14 protein-coding genes are annotated in these 20747 nt (G+C 52.1%); 3 read left to right on the top strand and 11 right to left on the bottom strand.

Features of this window, described 5'->3' with window-relative positions; translation table 11 throughout:
* Nucleotides 1–16: 16 nt before the first annotated feature.
* The 4 genes from SH302x_RS10745 to SH302x_RS10730 all read right to left on the bottom strand — a co-directional run bounded on the left by SH302x_RS10745 (nt 17) and on the right by SH302x_RS10730 (nt 5776).
* Nucleotides 17–3223, bottom strand: coding sequence for a DUF1549 domain-containing protein (locus SH302x_RS10745; protein WP_479368714.1), 3207 nt, complete (start codon nt 3221–3223; stop codon nt 17–19).
* A 7-nt stretch (nt 3224–3230) separates the two neighbouring features.
* On the bottom strand, nt 3231–4877 hold the full coding sequence (locus tag SH302x_RS10740) for a FecR family protein (protein WP_479368713.1): 1647 nt from the start codon (nt 4875–4877) through the stop codon (nt 3231–3233).
* Nucleotides 4870–5406, bottom strand: coding sequence for a sigma-70 family RNA polymerase sigma factor (locus tag SH302x_RS10735; protein WP_479368712.1), 537 nt, complete (start codon nt 5404–5406; stop codon nt 4870–4872). Before SH302x_RS10735 ends, SH302x_RS10740 begins: the two co-directional genes overlap by 8 nt.
* A 181-nt stretch (nt 5407–5587) precedes the next feature.
* Nucleotides 5588–5776 carry a DUF1328 domain-containing protein gene (locus tag SH302x_RS10730; protein WP_479368711.1) on the bottom strand — a complete coding sequence of 63 codons (189 nt, stop codon included), beginning with the start codon at nt 5774–5776 and terminating at the stop codon, nt 5588–5590.
* 366 nt (nt 5777–6142) lie between these two features.
* Between SH302x_RS10730 and nadA the strand changes: the two genes are divergently transcribed.
* On the top strand, nt 6143–7285 hold the full coding sequence (nadA, locus tag SH302x_RS10725) for a quinolinate synthase NadA (RefSeq protein WP_479368710.1): 1143 nt from the start codon (nt 6143–6145) through the stop codon (nt 7283–7285).
* A gap of 150 nt (nt 7286–7435) precedes the next feature.
* Here the strand turns inward: nadA and SH302x_RS10720 are convergent, their stop codons facing one another.
* The 4 genes from SH302x_RS10720 to SH302x_RS10705 form a co-directional block, all read right to left on the bottom strand.
* Nucleotides 7436–8545: a leucine-rich repeat domain-containing protein gene (locus SH302x_RS10720; protein WP_479368709.1), complete on the bottom strand. Its 1110-nt coding sequence runs from the start codon at nt 8543–8545 to the stop codon at nt 7436–7438.
* Between the two features lie 49 nt (nt 8546–8594).
* The gene (locus SH302x_RS10715) at nt 8595–10625 is read right to left on the bottom strand and encodes a hypothetical protein (RefSeq protein ID WP_479368708.1); all 2031 of its coding nucleotides are present in this window, start codon (nt 10623–10625) and stop codon (nt 8595–8597) included.
* A 55-nt stretch (nt 10626–10680) separates the two neighbouring features.
* Entirely contained in the window at nt 10681–12297 is a 1617-nt protein-coding gene (locus SH302x_RS10710; protein ID WP_479368707.1) for a PQQ-binding-like beta-propeller repeat protein, read from the bottom strand.
* A 468-nt stretch (nt 12298–12765) separates the two neighbouring features.
* Nucleotides 12766–14259 carry a hypothetical protein gene (locus SH302x_RS10705; RefSeq protein WP_479368706.1) on the bottom strand — a complete coding sequence of 498 codons (1494 nt, stop codon included), beginning with the start codon at nt 14257–14259 and terminating at the stop codon, nt 12766–12768.
* A gap of 125 nt (nt 14260–14384) precedes the next feature.
* Between SH302x_RS10705 and SH302x_RS10700 the strand changes: the two genes are divergently transcribed.
* Nucleotides 14385–14753 carry a Rid family hydrolase gene (locus SH302x_RS10700; RefSeq protein WP_479368705.1) on the top strand — a complete coding sequence of 123 codons (369 nt, stop codon included), beginning with the start codon at nt 14385–14387 and terminating at the stop codon, nt 14751–14753.
* Between the two features lie 312 nt (nt 14754–15065).
* Here the strand turns inward: SH302x_RS10700 and glgB are convergent, their stop codons facing one another.
* Together glgB and SH302x_RS10690 are read right to left on the bottom strand one after the other, a co-directional pair.
* Nucleotides 15066–17330: a 1,4-alpha-glucan branching protein GlgB gene (gene glgB, locus SH302x_RS10695; RefSeq protein ID WP_479369262.1), complete on the bottom strand. Its 2265-nt coding sequence runs from the start codon at nt 17328–17330 to the stop codon at nt 15066–15068.
* Between the two features lie 75 nt (nt 17331–17405).
* Nucleotides 17406–18188, bottom strand: coding sequence for an RNase H family protein (locus SH302x_RS10690; RefSeq protein ID WP_479368704.1), 783 nt, complete (start codon nt 18186–18188; stop codon nt 17406–17408).
* 480 nt (nt 18189–18668) lie between these two features.
* On the opposite strand from SH302x_RS10690, the gene SH302x_RS10685 reads away from it, so the two are divergent.
* Nucleotides 18669–19295 (top strand): 3-keto-disaccharide hydrolase, encoded by a 627-nt coding sequence (locus SH302x_RS10685; RefSeq protein WP_479368703.1) that lies wholly within the window; start codon nt 18669–18671, stop codon nt 19293–19295.
* 85 nt (nt 19296–19380) lie between these two features.
* Here the strand turns inward: SH302x_RS10685 and SH302x_RS10680 are convergent, their stop codons facing one another.
* On the bottom strand, nt 19381–20673 hold the full coding sequence (locus SH302x_RS10680) for a glutamate-5-semialdehyde dehydrogenase (RefSeq protein ID WP_479368702.1): 1293 nt from the start codon (nt 20671–20673) through the stop codon (nt 19381–19383).
* Nucleotides 20674–20747: the final 74 nt, after the last annotated feature.

The raw sequence follows: 20747 nt of genomic DNA, 5'->3' as shown, positions 1-20747 counted from the left end.
TTGCTTAAGCTTGTGGTTAGTAATTGTAGAGAAACTCATTTGAATTCAACAAGGCATGCACAAAATCTGTCAAAGCAGCCTGTTCGTCCGTCAAATGGGTGATGTTCATTCCGCTGGGTTGCAATTCAAGTTGGTCGCCAAGGGTGTTCTTCATCATGCCCGGGACAACTTCAAATTGCCAATATCCAATAGCCTCACTAACGTTTCGTTCGACCGTGTAAAGAATCTCGCTAGGTGATAGCGATTTGCCTACAAGCCGCACGTCATCGATGATCCCATCAAACGATTGCCGATCTCGTCCAAGGCGGCCGCCAATGCAGAACGCGACCTCATTATCAAGCCCACCCGTCATATCATGATTGATCTGAGCGACCATGAGCGGTTCGTCATCGTTAGCCAGATTCTTCAAATAGAAGACGGCGGTACCTGCTTGATCTTTCGTGGCTGGAGTAAAACTGACCGCTGCATAGTAAGGCGTATTGATTTCAATATGTTGGTCCGAAAAGATTGCCTGTTCGCCGAATCCGCTATCGGACCGTTGCCCGAAGAGTTGTAAAACCAAAGTCTGCGGCTTGCGACGCGAGCCTGCACCCGTGACACCAAATCGCCAACCTGCGGTCTTACTATTTCCATCCCATTTTCCAGCGACCGTTCGCACAGCACCATCTTGTGAAATGGATCTCAGCAGGAAAAACGATTCAATCGTAAAGTCACTCACATTCAACGATTTGTGATGCGGGACTGAAAACTGCGATCGATCATCGTCTAAGGAAACTTTGATCGCTTGCCCATCCCGGTAAGGTAGTTTCGCCGTATCAATCGTACCGGCTTGCGGCCTGGAATGATTACTCTCAATCAGTGTTTGTTGCGCGGCCAGGAACTCTAGCGATTCTATGAGCTCACCTTCAGACGCATAGCGACCGAACATACGCTGCCAAATGAGTTGAATCTGTTGGGCTGGATCTTGAGAATAACCTTGCACCTCTAGTGCCAGTGCACGCGCGTGAGCGACCATCGCTTCACTATTGAACATCATCAAGGACTGCACGGCCGTCGTTGTCGTGTTTCGCGTTGAATTACTAGAAAAGAACTGCGGCAAATCAAAGCTATCAAGCAACGGATCCGGCGAGTTACGCATAATCCGCGTGTAGATCGATCGACATTTGTCATCGCTTAACTTGCCCGGGCCGCCGTCGTAATTGCGAAGCTGTCCGGTTACAGCCAAAATGGAATCGCGAATCTGCTCTGCCGAAAGTCGCAGCGTGTCGCGTCGCCAATAATACGTGTTAGCCGGATCAATTTGCTGGTAAGTTGCAAATTGCGGATGAGTCGTCGATTGTCGATAGGTTGCCGACAATAAAATTAATCGACGAAGCTTGCGGATGCTCCAGTCGTTTCCAATGAAATAGGTCGTCATCCAGTCGAGCAACTCTGGATGTGTGGGTGGTCCGCCTAAACGCCCAAAGTCGCTCGCATTGGCTGCTATTCCTCGTCCGAAATGCCACTGCCAGATACGATTCACAATTACACGCGTGGAAAGCGGATTCGAAGGTTCGGAGAGCCAATGAGCCAATGCTGCGCGTCGCCCCGTCGATGCCTCTAGCTCATACGATGAAGTCGAAAGATCGCTCTGAGATAGGATCGATGGAATTCCCGGTTCAACAATCACCTCCTTCCGCTTAGGCATAACGGTCGGGGGTGCCCTCAGCCCCACATCTCGCACGGCCATCGCCTGCGGCAACGGTTGCGGCTTCAAATGATCATAGTCCTTGAGCTTGCGGCGCAGTGCGATGACCGTGTCTTTATCCTGTGTCGTTAGATATTGATCCAGCCGATCGTACTCCGCTTGCACTTGACGTTCAATGAGATAGTTAAGCTGTGCCTCAAGTGGTCCACGTACCGCCGCCGGCATGCGAGCAACTTTGATCAAATCATCGGGGAAGCGATCGATCGCAATGTTTCTGTATTTGTCACGGTAGGGCTGTTCAATCGCATCGATCTCCGCGCGAATCGTTGCCGTCGCTTGCAGCCACGCGTCATGTTGCTGGCTGTACTGCTGCTGGGCATCCTCGTCGGCAACGGTAACTTCGATCGGATAAAGCGGAGCAAAGCAAGCTTGTAGTCGATAGTAATCTTTCTGCAGCAGCGGGTCGAACTTATGATTGTGACACTTAGCACATTGAAGCCCAAGCCCCAAAAATACATCGGCAGTAGTATCCGTCAGGTCATCCAAAATGGTCTGCCATTGAGTCCTCGCGTCACGAATATTCCACTCATAGACCCAGTGCCGCAGGTATCCTAATGCAACTTGCGAATCCGTATCCTGCGGAAACAGTTCGTCGCCCGCAATCTGCTCTTGTAGAAATCGATCGTAAGGTTTGTCGTCGCGAAAAGATCGGATCACATAATCGCGATAACGCCATGCATCGGGCCGATAACCATCGGCTCGATAACCATCGCTATCTGCGTATCGCACAAGGTCCAGCCAAGCTCGTGCGGCATGTTCCGCATGCTCTTTCGAAGCAAGTAGTTGATCGATCAACCGCTCATAGGCATCAGGTGATCTATCATCCAGAAAAGCCTGTATCTGCTCTGGACTAGGTGGCAAACCAGTGACATCCAAATAGACGCGACGGACCAAAGTCTGCTTGTCGGCCATGGGAGCAGGCTTCAATTCTTGTTGCGCCATACGATCAACAATGAAGGCATCGATTGGATTGATTGACCATCCAGCTAGCTCCGATGAAGGTTCTGGTACTGCCGGTCGCTGAACCGGTTGTACCGCCCACCATTGACGATCTTGTTCGTCGAAAAGCTCCTTCTTTCGAATCGGTGCGTCAACATTAGAGCCGGGCCAAGGAGCCCCCAATTTGATCCATGTGGTTAGAACATGGATTTCACGTTCCGATAACTTGCCACTAGGTGGCATTTCAAAGGATTCATAATTGATCGCTTCGATCAGCAAGCTTTGCTCCGGATGCTCCAGCAAAATCGCTTCACCCGACTCACCGCCAGCGATTAGTCCCTCGCGGCTATCAAGCCGCAGGCCACCCTTTTGTACTTCTTGGCCATGGCATTCCATACAGCGTTCGACCAGCAGCGGACGAACTTCTCGCTCGAAGAAAGCTGCGTGTTCCGAATCAGGCGGTTCAGCTTGGGTAACCCCTAACTGCGCAGCGACATAGAAACTCAAGCACAATAAAAATGCAAAACTAATTCTCATTGTCTCCCTACTCGATTAACTCAGGCAGTCCCGCGATAAAAACCGGGTCGAAGCGACGCATGTCATCTTCGTCATCTTGAAGAAAGATCCCATCAACTGCTTCGCCTATTGCAAACCCCAAGTCGCTCAGATCAATGCCAACCGCGATTGCGAAAAATGGCAGAGCAGGCTTACGAAAGCTGATCGCATTTCCCAAGAACTGGTTTGCGATATTGTTATTGTTCTCAAAGACCGGTAGTTGGAATGGAATAGTCGGCAAGGCATGTGGGGACTTAAGCGTAATGTCATATCGCTTGATGGTATGACTCTTTAAGCCAGGCCGAAATTGAAGCGGGCTGACATGAAATCCATCGCCCAAGTGCGGTTCGACCTTGGACTGCACTTCAAACAAAACCACGTCTTGCCCAGGAGCATTGATCACGGGGCGGCGAAATCGCAACCCCATGCCTGGCGTTAGCAATTCTACATCCGAGTTGTTTGCGGATTGCAACACTGGGTCCGCAGCCAATGCGACGGGAGATCCACCCGGGTTAATTAAACCGCTGGCCAGGCAACGATTATCTTCCAGCAATTCGCGAACCTGAACACCATCTCGGAGCGGGCTAATTACATTCATCACATCACCGGGTGCGATAAAGTGTATGATTTCGACCCCAATCAACGCAGCGACGGGATACTCAGTCTTCTTGCCTCCTCGTTGCATCGTGATTGACACAAGATCCACCGACGGTTTGTCGGTATGCTCGCAACGATAGCTAATAACGCGGTCCGGTAGTTCACTTTGATATGCGTTTGGCCGAAACTCAATCTTCTCACCAAAAGCATCCAAATCGCGACCGAAGCGTTCGGCTTGACCGACAGTCAGCTTTTTTCGCTGAAAAGCGGAGACTCCGTCACTGTCAAGCACCTCGGCAACGCCATCGATCACTTGTACTTCTGTTTGCCCAATTTCATTTACACTCAAACTAAACCGTGTCCCCAAGTCGATGACCTTTGTTTCGGGCGTATCCACTTGAAACCCTTCCGCCCCCGGCGGTGCATAGACACTGCAACGTCCTTGAGCGACCTGCAAACGTTCGTCGCTATGAATCGTAAAGACGGTGGGGCCTTCCAAAATCACTTCAGCACCATTACCGAACACCAGTTTGACCATCCCGCTTGTTAGCGCAAACTCACGGTTCCAATCAACAATAGCTCCAGCCTGTGTCGGTCCACCATCAAAGTACTCGGCTGATGAAACCTCTGTGACGTGCACTTGAGATGGACGTACAGTCATCGGCCGATTTACTCCAATCCTTCCAGCGTCGTGCTTTTTATCTTCGACAAGAAAGAAGTAGCCTCCCACCGCGATCAGGATGGTGGCAGCCAGTGCTAGGGCTATCGCGGTTGACCTCGTAGAAGAAACGCTTCCGCCCGAGATTGAAGCAGCCGATTGAACGGGTTGCGGCGTGGACTGCTGTCCGTCATGCAAACCAGAGGGAGCAACTAAGTCATACACAGCGGCCTGGACGTCCATGAGTTCGTGGAAACGAACGCGACTATCAGCGCTATCACGCAGGAGAAAATTTAATTGAGCTTGGGCCTGCTCGTCTATCTCGCCATCGATCCAGCGAGCGACTAAGGCATCAAGCTCTTGATCGTTCAGGTTACCCATGCGGTGAAACCTCCCGGTGGACTAACTTCGAATTGATACAATCCATCAAAAGCTTTCGAATACGCTCCAGTTCGCGGAAGAGAGTCCGCCGACTCACATTCAAATTTAACGCTAACTGATCGACGCGGACATTTTCAAAGTAGCGAGCCCGCAACGTTTGCCGGTCGCGATCTGGCAGTAGCTTAAAACACTCGGGCAGTATTTCCAGTCGCTGGGCGAGCAAGGGCTCAAGCCTTTGACGTTCATTGGAAAGCAGTTCGATCACGTCGTCGTCGAGAACCAACGGTTGCGATCGATTCTTCTGCCGCCATTTCAGAACCTCAAGATATGCGAATCGATAAGCCCAAGCGAGAAATGGCCTAGTCGCATCGTATTGTTCACATTTTTCAAATAGCGCGACCGAAGTTTCCTGCAAGACATCGTTGGTCTGATCGCGATCTCCCAGCAACGCGAAAATATAGCGAAATAGCGCCTCATGGTGCTGAGTAAGAAGGCGGACAATCAGTTGCGATCGCTCGGTTTGCATCATTTCCACTTGGATAGATCAAGGAACTAGATGCTATTATTCCCTTGCTAATTGCAGATCGTGCCACAAATTCCAAATTTTTCCAAGTGAAAACTCAAAGTGATGTTTATCAGTATCTCGTCCGCATTCCAGATCAGCCCTCAACCGGACGAGCTCGATCGAGCGGGATGCAAAAAAGTTCGTCTCATACAACCGCAGCGACAGCCCCGATGCCCAAGACGATCATTAGAAACAGCACGATGGCAATGACCAAGAATATTCCAAAGGCGAGTTTTGCCAAAGCTGCCGAGGCGCCCGCGACTCCGGAAAAGCCTAGTGCACCTGCGACCAACGACACAATTAATGCGACAATCGCGAATCCAAGTAAGTCCATGATGTTCTCCAGTAAGTGGATTGATTCAAAAGTGAACAGCCAAGGGAAAAGCACATCTCGTTCCGTTTCAGCCTTACAACTGCGCCCTCTGAATGTGCGTTAAAAAGCGGCCTGAACCATTTGCGGAAAGCCCCATGCCCCAGCTCAAAATGCACTCGCAAAACTTAGGGCTTATGCGATACTAGGGCCTGCTTCTAAAGGGGGCTGACTCTCTCCAGCAAGCCAGTTTCCCCATGGAGATCCGTTAGCCTCCAAAGGGTCAGCCCCCTTTAGAAATAAAGCCTAGTAGCTGTGGCGGTCTGCGCTTCAGCCAGTGGACAACCCGAATTTGCTCTCCGATTCCCTCGCAATTTGCACGATAAACCTATGGCTATTCAAACGATTGAAAGTTTCCCGTTTGCCCCCTATCGTTCGCTTTCAAATGCGGAACTGAATCAACGCATCGCCAATGTCAAAGAGCGACTAGGAGGCAAGCTAATTATTCTGGGACACCACTACCAACAAGATGAAGTGATCGCTCACGCAGACTTGACCGGCGATTCCTATCAGCTCAGCAAGATGGCTGCCGAGCGGACCGATTGCAAATACATCGTCTTTTGCGGCGTACACTTTATGGCCGAGACCGCAGATATCCTGTCCAACCGCGACGAGAAGATTCAACAACGTAGCGGTCAACGCGTCGATGTAGTACTGCCCGACATGGCAGCCGGCTGTTCGATGGCAGACATGGCAGCGATTCGACAAGTCGAAGATGCATGGGACCAATTGGGCGAAGCCATTGACACCAACGACATAACTCCGGTTACCTATATCAATTCGGCTGCCTCCTTAAAAGCGTTCTGCGGTCGGCATGGTGGGATCGTTTGCACTAGCAGCAATGCACGAGCCGTTTTGGAGTGGGCTTTTGCTCGCACCAGTCGCGTCTTCTTTTTCCCAGACCAACACCTAGGTCGCAACACGGCATTGACGATGGGAATTACCAACGAACAAATGCCAGTGTTCGATCCCTTTGCGGAAACCCTGGGGGGGAATACTGAAGACCGCATCAAGTCAAGCAAAGTCATTTTATGGAAGGGCCATTGCAGCGTTCACCAGATGTTTACCTCAGCGCATGTGAAGCAGCTTCGCGAGCGGATTCCCGGTATCAAGATTCTAGTGCATCCGGAGTGTCCACAAGAAGTCAATGATATTGCCGACGTCTCCGGTTCCACCAGCCGCATTATTGAAACGGTGCGAGCTGCAGCCGCGGGAACGAAATGGGCTATTGGAACTGAATTGCATCTGGTCAACCGACTGAAAGCAGAACACCCAGAGCAAGAAATACATTTTCTATCGCCGGTAGTTTGTATGTGTGCCACGATGTACCGCATCGATTTGGCTCATCTCTGCTGGTCCTTAGAGAACTTGGAAGCTGGCACCATCGTCAACAAAATCGAAGTCGACCCAGAGATTGCCAAATGGTCGATTGTCGCGTTGGAGCGCATGCTAGACGTCAGCCAAAAGAAATAAGCCTGCCACGGCTTGCTGCGTAGGCCGGAACAAGTTCGCTACTCTAATTGCCGGAACTGCGCATCGCCAATCGATCGATGTCCGATTGCGTTGGCAACGTTGAATCGTTCCAAGCGATCGAAGTTGCGGCCCTGGCGGAGACTTTGCTTGCTACCGACCTACAACCGTCACCGCGACTTCCTTAGGCCACCAGACCACCACAACACCGGGATAACGCTCTTGAAATTTAGTGACTTCCCCTGCCTCCAAGTTCGTCTCGCCTATCTGCAAACTTCTTAAGCTTGCTGGCGGAGTAAAGCCTGCCAACCCAGCGCTAGTGATCGAGGTCTCTTGCAATTCAAGCACCTCGAGCTTGGGCCAATTTTGACACGCCTCAAAGATGCCATCGTCGATGCTTGGGCAATAACCAAGCATCAGGTGCCGCAGGTCACTCAGCATACTAAGCCTCGCGATGCCCTGACTGCTGACTTTCGTTCGACGCAGATTCAGCGCTTCTAAAGCAACCAACTGGTTCAATTGCGACAACCCGCGATCTGACATCGATGCATCAGCGAGATGCAGTTCTTTTAGATTCGACAATCCTGCAAGCTGGTTGATGTTCAGATCTGTTACGCTAACACTCCACAGCCCCGAGTCGGTGCGTTGCTGGCCACTTAGGTCCAGGCGTTGGAGTTGTGGCAGCAGTTTTAGCAGCGGAAACGCGGCACCACTCATCTTGTTTCCGCCAATCACCAGATGAGTCAGTTTCGGAAGCTCCGCCAAGCTCTCAAAATGATCGTCATTCACGCGACTGAACGATACGTCCAACGACTCAAGATCCCGCATCTTGGAAATATGTTCGAACAAAGAACTGGTAACCTTGGTACCACGGGCATTCAAGGTCTTGAGTGACCAGTCTTTCAGATGCGCAATCCCCAAGTCGGATACATTTTCCGCATAAGGTAAGTTCAACTCTTGAACATGCTTCAGCGGTTTCAGATACTCAAGCCCTTCATCAGTCACCTTGGTGTAACCCAGATCGATCGATTCGAGCGACGGGATTGCACCAACCCGCTTCAAATCGATGTCTGATACCCAAGTGTGCCGCAAGTTGACCCTGCGCAGTTCCCCATCCGCAGCACTATACTTGCCACCCAGCGTTTCTATCCATGCCACAATCGCCGCGTTACGTGCTGCCTCCGTTTGCTCAGCGCGCATTGGCGAAGGCAACGCTATGCCACTGGTGAAAGCAAAACTCAATAGAATTAGCAGTCGACGCATAGCATGTTTCCAATTCGACTTAAAATAGTCTTGGGCACTGGACATTCCTTTAGCTTCGCCGCCGCTTGGGATCACTGGAACTTGGGTCGAAGATAATCTCGCACATTGGGACAGCGTCTTTGATCTTTTCAACCCCTACGGCGGTATAGAACGTATGGTACAAGTTCAATCGTCGCAGTTGCGGCAGACCAGCAAAGACTGCGAAACTTTGGTCACTGATGTTTGCGCTGTCTAACGAAACGTCCTGCAACTGAATAAGCTGGGTGATCGACTCCAGCCCCTGATCGCTGATTTCCGTGTAATCCAAATCCAGCACTTGCAACCGCGATAGCTTGCCCACCGACTGCATCCCCGCGTTACTGATTCTCGTGTTCCCGATGGTCAAGACTCGCAAGTTCGACAATGCTTCGAGTTTGGCGAGCCCTTTGTCACCAACCTTCGTATAGCTCAACAGCAATTCCTCTAAACCCGTCAATCCGGCCAATGCTTCCATGCCCGTATTACCAAGGTCGTTGCCGGCAAGATCCAGCGTTCGCAACGCAGACATCGCGGACAAGTGCTGCAAGCCTGCATCGCTGATGTCGCTATAGGCAAGTTGAAGTCGCTGGAGTTGCGACAGCGATGCAAGTACCACGAGTCCTGCGTTATTGACGGGGCAATTCGACAGCGACAGATCTTTGAGATCTGTGAGTTTCAGTGCGTCTATGCCTTGGCCTGTCACGTAAGTGTGGCTGAGATTGACCCGTTGCAACTGCTTGAGATACTTCAAATGTTCCAACCCAGCGTCGGTGGTAGAAGTGCCTCGCAAGTCGAGTTCACGCAAGCTGGTAAGCTGCTGCAAGTGAGTCAATCCTAAATCTCCAATCTCTGTATGGCTTAAGTCCAGAGATCGCAAATGCGAAAGGCCTGCAAGGTTTACCAGCAGCGAATCGGTGACGCTGGTCGCAGACAAAGATATTGATTGCAACTGGCCATCTGACATATCGGCGCGCCCGCCCAGAACAGAAATCCACTCCGCGATCTCTGCGTCTGCCCCCCCCATCAGCACCTGGTTAGCTTGTTCAGGGATCGTGGATCGTACGGCTAGATCGACAAATTTGATTTCACAATCGGGACTAGATTGTCGCAGCACATCGGTACCTGCGTTGGTGACACGAGTGTACCGCAAGTCGATGGATTTCAGATTCGGTAGCTTCGCAATCGCGTCCATACCAACGTTGCTAATCTTGGTGCCGTAGACATTCAACTCTTCCAGTTCGGCGAAGGCAGCAATCGTCGCAACGGCTGCATCGGTGACGCGGGTGCCTTGAAGATTCAGCATCCGCAGACCAGTCAGTTTCGACAACTGGTTGAATCCTACGTCGGTGATATCCGTGCCGCTTAAGTCCAATCGCACAAGGTTGGTGTGACCTGCAATTTGAGCGACGCCTTTATCGCTGATCAGGGCATCGGTCAGCAGCAATTCCTGCAATTGAGTCAGCAGGCCGATCTCCTGCATCCCTTTATCATCGATGGGGCAAGACGCCAAATCCAATCCCTTCAGGCTTTGGAAAGCCCCAAGATGGCGACCTTTGACGGCGGTGTTCTCCAAGCTCAGCTTCTGCAGCGTTCGCCCTAACGGGATAAGCTCTTCGACCCCGGCGTCATCAAACTTAATACCTTCCAAGTACGTGTAGCTAAACGCTAACTCTCGTAACGTATGCAGTGCCGCAAGGTGCTTGAGTTCACGACTATAATTCTCGCTGGAACCCGCTCGCGTGTTCCACATGGGGCCAGGAAGATAGAGAGCGTGAAGCTGCTTCAGTTGCGATAGTCGCTGCAGATCTGGCGGCAAGATATTGGTGCCAACCAGATTCACCTCAGACAACTGAAAGTCATCTGTCGGCAGGTCGCTGGCCGATTCAATCGGCGACGAATGGCCAGCCAACTGGACTGTGCCGCCAGCTAGTAGAACCCACTGGGCTACGATTCGGTCGTGGGTTTCAGATCGTAGCGTGGGAGTCGCAACGAAGCAGCCGATGATCAGACAACTTAGAAGCCGCTGCCATGTGCTAACGTTTGATTTCCAACCTATCAACATTCAGGCCACTCCACAAAACAGGTGGTGCTTAGACTAATGTTGACAGTATAACAAACTAAGGACCAAACGGGTTGCTATCATCTCCACCAGCGCCGAAGGGATTGTCGCCGCCGAAGGGATTGTCGCCAGCGCCAAACGGATTGGAATCTGGCATTTCAGTGTCAGTGTCAGGAGTAGGAGCCGGCTGAGTATCCGCTGCTTCCTCCACCTTTTCTTCTTTAGGAGCCGCAGCGCCACGCATCACGTCAACCATGGGGTGGAATAATGGCATCGTCAACTCTTGCTCGTGCAGGCACATCAGGCGGCCATCGCGGCCTCGCAAGTACAGGCGATCGCTGTAGTCGTTTCGGATTCCAGCGGCTAGTCCTTTGACGATACGACCTTCGACGTGTCCGTCTTCCAGCGATACGGCGACCAAACCACCAATGAGGTCTTGGAAGTAAGCGTTTTTCTTGCCGATAGCGATCGGAACATCCACACCCGCTACGCTTGCAGTCCAACGAGCCTTGCCTGTCGCGATGTCCAAGCAGATCACTTTGCCGCTGGAAGATACAACCAGTACCACGTCGCCGTTGGTGATTGGACGAGTTACCACCGAGAAGCCCACGTTCTCGCGCCAAATCATATTGTTACGCCGTTCGTTATTGATTCGAATCACGGTACCATCTTTGGTTGCAACGATGAATCCGTCAGATAAAGCGATGGCAGAATTGCTAATGTCACCCAGCGTTTGCAGTCGCGTCCACAGTTCGAGCCTGTCGTTCATGTAACGAGCCACATACAAGTAGTTCTTGATTGGCCACACAATAAAGTTTCCGTCGGCAGACGCGACCGGCGAATGCTCCATCGCATGTGAAAATCGCAAAGAAGCCTTGCTAGCATCCAATGCGTCCAGGTCATACGCTTCCAACATTCCGTTGACTTGTGGTACAAAGATTGAATTCCCGACCGCGATTGGCATTGTTGAAACGCTAGCAGCGAGCTTGGATCGCGTGAGGATCTTTCCGTCGGCTTTATTCAGGATGATCGCTTCAGCACCATTGAGCACGGCCACCATTTCGTTATCGATTGCGGGTCCGACGACAGGTAAGCTCCCGTCACCAACGGAAGCTCCCCACAGCTTCTTGCCTGATTCGGCATCAAACATCTGCACGCTGCCCTTGTCAGACACAACGGTGAGATATGTTTTCGGTTTGACGACTTCTTCGGAAGTGATGCTGCGGCCGAGTAGTTTGTATTCCTTGGTGATCTGAGCAGCGACCTTGCGAGCTCCTTCGATGCCCAGCATTGTGGGCTTGTCGCCGCGATTCACGTCATAAAAACCGTAACGCGCATAATCGACGTTGCGTTGCTGAGCGTCAATGGTCGCAACGACTCGGTTGCCTGCCCGCAAGACAATATAGGATTCTTGTTCCACACGATCAGGCCAAATCGCTGCGCCGGGATCGCCATAGTTGGGCTGGTAGCTTTCCGCCGATTTCAACCAACTAATGGTCAGGCCTAATCTCGCAGCTTCGCGTTCGGTGGGCATTTGTCCCAGTGATTGACCGGTCGATTCCAGCCAACCTTGATGAACCGAACGAGCACTAGTAAGCGCCGGCCCGGCTTGCTGAGCAAACGCGACGGAACAACCAAGTTGGAGGATTAGGAAACTTGTGGCAATACGGACCATCAGAAGCCTCGGCTGACGAAATCTTTGAAAAGCGGACCGGTGAATACCGTGGCAAAAGCTGACCTACCACGGTCCACGGACGCCTAATTGTACTTGGAATTCCCCTCGAAATCGAATTCTGCTCCCTAAAATCTCCCATTTCAGGCACTTAGCTGCTCCGATTCCGCCAATTTTGTTCTTGATCCTACCCTTTGCCGTAGGCGTACGCGCTATTAGTAGGCACACTCCGTGTGCCGTCCGCAAGTCGTCACGTAGGCCAATAACAAGGTCGATCTGTTCTTGCCGGAACCGTGCAAAGCCAATCAAGTAGAATCCTATCGAGTTTACAACGTCGACTAGTTTCCGGCGACCGATGTTCCAGTACTGCGTTTGGCTTTCCTTATTCCGGCCTATGTCTGACGCTACTTGCGTCGGCGAATCCTTTGACCTTTGCCTCCAGCCTGACGAGTTAGCTTGGGGCACCATCTGTCAACTGATGTTCGCTCGCTCGGATTCGCTTTGGTAGACCGCCAGCGTCGATTCATACAAATCGCTCGCAATCGCAAACTGCTGGTCAGCCCCACGAGAACGCTTGCAGTGCTCGACCAACAAACGGAACAGGAAACGGAACAGCGAGCGCGGAGTCCGCAACGATTGAAACGACGAAATCAGCCGCTGGTCGGAGATCGCGGGGTCGATCATTTGACGGATGGTCGGCGCGGCACCCGGCATCGCACATGCCGCCATGCGAGCGGTTAGGAGCTCGTACAGCGATTCACCCGTCCAATCAAAATTGCGGATTACGTTCTGCTTATCCAATCGCGCTCGCTCGTCAAACTCACGCGTTTCGCGATCAAGGTAATACTGCAAGTCCGAAGGCAGCAACATCTTCAGCCCCAGGCCACTATGCTTCAAAAGCTTATTGTCCAGCAGCGGCCACACCAGAAACTTCATCCGCTCAGGCTGCCCATTGACCAGCTCCGGTTCATCGACGCGATCGATCAACACGATCAAGCCGCTGAAACCAAGTGTACGCAACAGCGATTGCAGCTTTTCCAACATCGAATATCGATCATCCGTACGCTTGGCCGTTGGTAGCGGCTGAGCAGCAAGTTCCTCGGCTGGTATCTGCATCAACGCTTTGCGCAGCGACCGCGTCTCTCGTCGGCCAACCCGAACAGATGTGACAACGTTGCGTGCAAGCCAGAAGTGTCCCGCAAAGCGTGCAAGATAGTAAGCCCAGCCAGCAATTGTAAGCACGACACCGAAGATGATCGCGCTGCGAGCCGATAAGATATCGCCGCGAGCCAAGAGGTAAGCAACGATGATGGCCATCACCATCACTGCCATGCCAATGGCCCAACTGCGCCAGGACGAAAGGTTAGTGAACTTCAATTTGCGCCGCAACGTCAGCCAGCGATTCCAAAACGTTCCCTGCCGCGATTGATCATAACAAGCCGCTAGCATCAGCAGGTCACGCTTTTGCGACCGATCCAACGCCGCAATAGCGCGCGGCTCGATTGGAATTTCGACGGCATTCTCCGATTTCACTTCCAACGCGCGATCCACCAACTTTGTGACCGCTTCACACAAGATTGCATCCATGTGATCCCACAGCCGAACCGACTGTAAAACCTTCTCCGGATTTCCGCGGACTCGTTTTGATAAAGTCGCTTCCAGGGGTCCCAGGTAACGGTTAAAGTCATCGTACTCGACGAAGAACACCCGTTGGTCAGGGTTATCCTGATTATGTTGGCTGAGATGTTTGATCAACTGCAATCGCATCGCCGTCTTGCCAGAACCTTTGGCACCCAGCACAATGGCAGTGGCAGGTTCAATCGGGTCGCCATAAACCTTGCTCCAAGCGGGGTGGAAAGCTGCCGAGATACAATGGCCCTTGAAGACCGCATCGGTTTGAGCGTCCTCGTCCGCAAACGGATTGCGAGTGAGCTGATGGTGTTGGAGAAATTCTTGTTCGGTCATTTAAGATGTAGAGCCAAGTTGATTGAGCGAGTTGAAGAGGAAGCCCGAGCCTGCCCGAATCCTTCCTCTACGTCACTCAGAGTATACTTTGAAACCACAAAAGCATAGGGCGCGGATAAACCGGCATGATAGAGATTCAACGTTTTGGCGTAACCAATCGCTGGTCGGATGTTGTGGTCCACAACGGCGTTGCCCGGTGGGTAGAAGTGCCCGAGGACGCTGAGGCTGATTTTTCGCGGCAGGCCGTCCAAGTACTGGCGCAGATGGATGCGACGCTACAGCGGATTGGCGGCGACCGCACCTGTGTCTTGCAAGTGCTAATATTTTTGGCGGACTTGAAGTATGTAGGGGAATTAAATACGCAATGGGACATTTGGTTTCCGCTCGGGCACGCTCCGGTGCGAGCGTGTGTCCAAGCGGGCCTGCAAGCTGGTTACGGGATAGAGCTAGTCATTGAAGCAGCCCTCCCGCCTCGGGAGTTCGTAGGCCAGTAACAACAAGTAAAGCCCCCCGCCAGCGCCGGAACAACGTACGCGCTGCTTCACGCTCCCGATTCAGGAGGGTCGGCCGCGAGTTCCGCGAGCGCCCGAGGAAGGAGCCTTGTTCGTAGCCCACACACTCGATGATCTGGCATCGCATTCGTTTAACCGCGTGCCCATCGGGCCGCGTTGTCACCGCTGTTGCAACAACCGCAGGGCGATGCCCAGGCGGTTCAACAAAGTCCAACAACACCATCCCAATCATCCGTCATTCAATTGGGATTCGCGCAGTTCCGGCAGCGACCAGCCGCCCTAAGCCACTTCAAGCTACTCTGGCTTGAAAATGACAGTCGCCAGCGGTGGCAAATTCAGCTCAATCGAATGCGGGCGACCATGGCAACCGTGGTTCGTATCCGCATTGATCCCAGGGAAGTTGCCAACGTTGCTACCGCCGTAATGCGACGAATCGCTGTTAAACACTTCACGGTAGAATCCAGCTCGCGGAACTCCCATTCGGTAACGACGAACCACCGGCGTAAAGTTACAACAGACAATTACGAAGTCATTGTCCATCTTCGACTTTCGCATGAACGAAATCGTGCTCGAGTCCGCATCCATACAATCGATCCACTCAAAGCCGCTGCCGTCAAAATCCACTTGATGCAACGCCTTCTCGTTCTGCAACACACGATTCAAGTCCGCGATCAACTTTTGAATTCCGCGATGCGAATCCCACTGCAATAAATCCCACTGCAGCTCCGCGTCATAATTCCACTCGTGCCATTGTGCGAGTTCGCAGCCCATGAACAGCAGCTTCTTGCCAGGATGCGTCCACATATACGAATACAGCAAACGCAAATTCGCAAACTTCTGCCATAGATCGCCCGCCATCTGAGCGATCAATGAACCCTTACCATGCACCACTTCATCATGCGAAAGCGGCAGCGAAAAATTCTCCGTAAACGCATACACCATGCTGAAGGTCAGTTCATTTTGATGAAACTTGCGATGCACCGGCTCGTGGCGAATATAACGCAACGTATCGTTCATCCACCCCATGTTCCACTTCAACGAAAAACCTAAACCGTTGGCATATGTTGGCCGCGAAACTCCAGGCCACGCGGTCGATTCTTCCGCGATTGTCAACACGCCCGGATACTGCGAGTGGGCTTGTTCATTAAAATCCTTGAGCAGTTGGATCGCTTCCAAATTCTCGCGTCCGCCGTAACGATTCGGAATCCATTCGCCTTCCTTGCGTGAGTAGTCCAAGTACAACATCGAAGCGACCGCGTCGACTCGCAACCCGTCGATATGGTACTTGTCCAACCAAAACAACGCGTTGGCGATCAAGAAGTTCGCAACTTCGTTGCGACCGTAATTGAAGATCATCGTACCCCAATCCGGATGCTCGCCCTGGCGCGGGTCCTCATGTTCGAACAACGCAGTGCCATCAAAGCGACGAAGGCCATGTCCATCTTTGGGGAAGTGAGCGGGCACCCAATCCAGAATCACGCCGATGCCATGCCGATGGCAGTAGTCCACGAAGTACATGAAGTCTTCAGGCGTCCCGTAACGGCTGGTCACACTAAAGTAGCCGACGGTCTGATATCCCCATGATCCCGTGAAAGGATGCTCGGAGACTGGCAGAAGTTCCAAGTGAGTGAAACCCATCTCATGGCAATACGCGACTAGCTCGTGAGCCAAATCGCGATAATTCATCCAGCCATGCACGCCGCCTTCGCGCTTTTTCCACGAACCCAAGTGAACTTCGTAAACCGAGATCGGCTTTTCCAGTTGGTTCTCTTCTGCACGACGCTGCATCCATTGGTCATCTTGCCACTTATATTGATCCAGCGACTGGACGATCGAAGCCGTGCGGGGCGGCAATTCAGCAAAAAAGCCAAACGGGTCCGTCTTGTCGATAGTTTGTCCATCGCAAGTGCGCACGCGGAACTTGTACTTCATGCCCTGTCCAATGTTGGGCACAAAAAGTTCCCAAATGCCGGCGGGAATGTGTTTATTCATTGCATGCGAACGTCCGTCCCAGCAATTGAAATCTCCCACCACCTGCACGCTCTGAGCGTTAGGTGCCCAGACGGAAAAATTCACGCCTTCAACGCCATCGATGGTACGCAGATGAGCGCCCAGTCTTTTGTACAATTCCCAGTGGCGTCCGGAATTGAACAAATGCTTGTCAAAATCGGAAATGAATGATGTGGTGGAATAAGGGTCGTGCATCTCGGTGATCTTTCCATCGGAACTTGCAACACGCAGTCGGTAAGGGACTGGATTCTGAGCATTGTCGACAATGCCGTCACTTGGCACAACCGCCGATGGGTCCAAGAATCCCTCAAAAATTCCTTGTGGGTGCACACGTCGCATGGGGCGTTGGATATTTCGCCGCACATCCAGCAGCCAAGCTTGCTGGAAATCGGGCAAATAAGCACGCACTCCGATCGCTTCTTTGCCGTCGACCTGGACACGACGAGGCCCCAAAACGTCCGAGGGGTTCTTCATCTCCCCTCGTAAAAGCGAATCTAATTGATTTAAACTTAGACGAAAGGAATCCGACGTAGCGTTGCTGGAAAGCATCAGGGAAGTGGAAGACACCGTGTATAGCTCCGTTCTAATGGGTGCGAAATAGCATTTAGATGAATTCAAATACGACTACATGGATTTGTTCAGCAGTCGATGAGCAGACCGTTGCACAGGAATCGTTCTGTGCAGCAGGCTGCCAAGGAAATCGACGATCGTTTCGATCGCATAAATTGTCTGTTCTGGGATGCACAGCGTGTGGTAAACGGCCGCTAGTATCCAGCGAACGCCTGTTTTCGTTGCAGCGCTAGCGTGCAGAAACGCTGACCGAGGAACTGCCAACAGCCCGCTTGTAGACCGCCTTCTTGCACTGGAAGCAGCAGGTTGGCTGCGGATATGTTCGGGATGAGCTGCGTCGACGCGGAAGATTTTATTACCGTTTGCCGTCGTACTCATGGGGGCTGATTCGATGCTCAACGATTCAGCGGCGCTATGGGAGTTTTCAATCAAGCGACAGTCGACATTGTGGAACTGCAACGCTTGATCAACACGACGCCAGAGGTCGGCGTTGCGAATAGGTTGTTGGCTACCAAAGTGTTCCCACTGATAATTGTTCTCACGCCATTCTTTCAGGCCGTAGCGCAGACCTTTGTTGACATAGGGACTGGACGTCACCAAAGTCACTTGGCTAGGTTGTTCCAGTGCTTCTAAGCCGCGTACGACAGCAACTAGCGAGCTGCGTTCGGGCGAAGATTCAGATTCATTGTCTGCGATCTCGACCCGACGTTGCTGGCCAAGGTCATCGACAACGCATCGCCATTTGCAACGCGTTGGAGTGCCAGTTGCGGATGCCACACCTCTAGCGTTGGCTGAGGCATCGCAGAACAACAGAAAATGGGGCTTCCTTACAGTCATCGTCAAGCTTGCTAGAGGGTGGAACGAAGTGATTCGTTGATTCGCTTGGTTGTCGCTAAGCAATAAATACACGCTTATATTTGTCAGGTCGGAAAACTTGACCTAAGCGATGGCGAAAAGCTTTCCTTCGATTCCAGATGCGCCGCTTATACCGAATGGCAAGACTACGGAATTTTTGCTGAAGCTTGTACTAGGCTCACTCCGTGTGCCGTCCGGCTTCTTCACCCTCCCGATTCGGGCATTGGTCTCTACACATCTTTACGTTTCATTCGCAGGCGAAACGGGTTAAGCGTCGTTTTACCACGTGCCCAACGGGCCGCGATACTGCTACAGGTACAAAAAACGCGGGGCGATGCATTGCTGCGTCGATCAAGACGGACGATCCCGGCTGCTCGTTATGCACACGGTGAAGCTTTCCGCTATAATCAAAGTCCTGCATTCCGGTAGATCCGGCCCCTCCCACCCCAAAAGGTACCCTCCATGAAGAAGCTTCTGATCGTTTTGGCCATGTGTTTCTCGCAGCCGCTGTTTGGACAAGATGCGTCGCGGTTCGATGCAGCTTGGCAGCCGCTGTTCAATGGGAAAGATCTAACGGGGTGGACCGAGGTCGGTCAGGAAAAATGGGTGGTAGAAGATGGAGCGATCTACGGAGAGGGCATCACAAAAGAGTACGGCTACTTAGCTACTGAGAAAACATACCGTAGCTTTCATTTGTCACTGAGATTTAAATGCGAAGCCGACGGTAACAGTGGAGTTTATCTGCACACGTCGTTCGAGCCTGGTACAGCGAAGGTTACTGCGGGTCGCCAAATCGAAATCGATCGAGTGATCGGGCATCACACTGGCGGCTTATATGGCGACGATAAAGGCTGGATCGCTTGGCCTGCTCCTCATTTGGAAACGGTCATTCGGCCCAACGACTGGAATGATATGCTTATCCAAGTGGAAGGAAAGCGTTATGTGGTGAACTTGAATGGCGTACAGATTCTTGATTTCACTTATCCGTCCCCGAAAGCTTCGGAAGGTGTTATTGCCTTGCAGCTTCACTCCGGAGGAGAAGGTCGGATGCGTTTCAAAGACATTTGGATTCGCGATCTTTCCGAGTGAGCCCAAGGTAGTAGGCACACTCCGTGTGCCGTAACAAAAAACACTTCTGCGGACGGCACACAGAGTGTGCCTGCTACCCGATATACTAAGCGCGAACTTGTCCGTCGCCACGCACAATGTACTTGTAACTGGTCAGCTCACGCAGACCACAGGGTCCTCGCGCATGAAACTTGTCGGTGCTGATTCCGATCTCCGCGCCAAAGCCAAACTGGCCGCCATCGTTAAAACGTGTTGAAGCATTGACCATCACAGCAGAAGAATCTACCGCGTGCAAGAAAGTCTCCACCGCGCGATAATCATTGCTAATGATCGTATCGGTATGGCCTGAACCATACCTGTTGATGTGCGAAATAGCCTCCGCAGTGCCATCGACGACGACCACCGACATTTCAGGGCCAAGATACTCAGTAGACCAATTCGACTCCGTGCCAAGCTTCGATCCTGGCAGCAGCTTAACCGCGCGGGCGTCAGCATGATAAGTCATTGAGTAATCGCTCAAGTGCTGAAACAGTCGAGGCAGAAAATCTGCCGCAATCTCTGAATGAACGACAAGCGACTCCATTGCATTGCAAACTCCCATCCGTTGGCACTTGCTGTTCTGGATAATCTTCAAAGCCATTTCGAAATCGGCAGACCGATCGACGTAGACATGGCATACACCGTCAAAATGTTTGATCACAGGCATTTCTGCTTCGCGAACCACGCGTTCAATCAAGGATTTGCCACCACGTGGGATCGTAACATCAATGTAGTCACGCATGCGCAAAAAATGTCCAACCGCGTTTCTGTCCGTTGTCGGAACCAACTGGATCGCCGATTCCGGTAACGAATGCTGGGCAAGAGCTGCTTGCATCACTCGCACGATCGCTTGACTGCTGTGCAGCGCTTCCTTCCCGCCTCGCAGAACCACCGCATTACCGCTTTTCAGGCAGATTGCAGCCGCATCGGCAGTGACGTTAGGCCTAGATTCGTAGATGAAGAACACCACGCCCAAGGGGACACGGACCTTAGTGATCGACAGTCCATTAGGTCGCCGAAATGCCTCCAAGGTCTCGCCAACCGGATCAGGGAGACTAGCGACAACGCGAATGCCTTGGGCGATATCCGCAATTCTCGCTTGGTCCAGTCGCAATCGGTCTATCGCAGCGTCCGATAGCCCATAGGTCGGCGCGTTCTTTAAGTCTTCCTGATTGGCCTGGATAATTGCTGACGAATTTTCCTGCAACTGGTCAGCCGCATCCAGCAGATATTGATTCTTGGCCTCGGTCGACGCCAGCGATAACCTCTGCGAGGCCTCTTTCGCGGAGCTGGCAATCTGCTGGCACAACTGCGTGAGTTCGCAAGTGGCAGCCAAAGTTTCTGATTCTAAAGTGGACATTGTTTTTCAGGTAATAACAGAAAATAGTTTCAGCAGCTTAACACCTCTGATAAGCTAAGCGGAACGTGGATAAG

The sequence above is a fragment of the Njordella calcicola genome, assembly GCF_056494125.1.
Note: the sequence above shows the minus strand (reverse complement) of the source record. Positions and strands in the feature narration are given on the sequence as shown.

Excerpts from the sequence above, each read along its gene's own strand:
- SH302x_RS10700 (WP_479368705.1), top strand. The coding sequence starts at position 14,385 with ATGATAGAGATTCAACGTTTTGGCGTAACCAATCGCTGGTCGGATGTT.
- glgB (WP_479369262.1), bottom strand. The coding sequence starts at position 17,330 with ATGCTTTCCAGCAACGCTACGTCGGATTCCTTTCGTCTAAGTTTAAAT.
- SH302x_RS10730 (WP_479368711.1), bottom strand. The coding sequence starts at position 5,776 with ATGGACTTACTTGGATTCGCGATTGTCGCATTAATTGTGTCGTTGGTC.
- SH302x_RS10680 (WP_479368702.1), bottom strand. The coding sequence starts at position 20,673 with ATGTCCACTTTAGAATCAGAAACTTTGGCTGCCACTTGCGAACTCACG.
- SH302x_RS10705 (WP_479368706.1), bottom strand. The coding sequence starts at position 14,259 with ATGACCGAACAAGAATTTCTCCAACACCATCAGCTCACTCGCAATCCG.
- SH302x_RS10690 (WP_479368704.1), bottom strand. The coding sequence starts at position 18,188 with ATGACTGTAAGGAAGCCCCATTTTCTGTTGTTCTGCGATGCCTCAGCC.
- SH302x_RS10720 (WP_479368709.1), bottom strand. The coding sequence starts at position 8,545 with ATGCGTCGACTGCTAATTCTATTGAGTTTTGCTTTCACCAGTGGCATA.
- SH302x_RS10740 (WP_479368713.1), bottom strand. The coding sequence starts at position 4,877 with ATGGGTAACCTGAACGATCAAGAGCTTGATGCCTTAGTCGCTCGCTGG.
- SH302x_RS10735 (WP_479368712.1), bottom strand. The coding sequence starts at position 5,406 with ATGATGCAAACCGAGCGATCGCAACTGATTGTCCGCCTTCTTACTCAG.
- SH302x_RS10745 (WP_479368714.1), bottom strand. The coding sequence starts at position 3,223 with ATGAGAATTAGTTTTGCATTTTTATTGTGCTTGAGTTTCTATGTCGCT.
- SH302x_RS10715 (WP_479368708.1), bottom strand. The coding sequence starts at position 10,625 with ATGTTGATAGGTTGGAAATCAAACGTTAGCACATGGCAGCGGCTTCTA.
- SH302x_RS10685 (WP_479368703.1), top strand. The coding sequence starts at position 18,669 with ATGAAGAAGCTTCTGATCGTTTTGGCCATGTGTTTCTCGCAGCCGCTG.
- nadA (WP_479368710.1), top strand. The coding sequence starts at position 6,143 with ATGGCTATTCAAACGATTGAAAGTTTCCCGTTTGCCCCCTATCGTTCG.
- SH302x_RS10710 (WP_479368707.1), bottom strand. The coding sequence starts at position 12,297 with ATGGTCCGTATTGCCACAAGTTTCCTAATCCTCCAACTTGGTTGTTCC.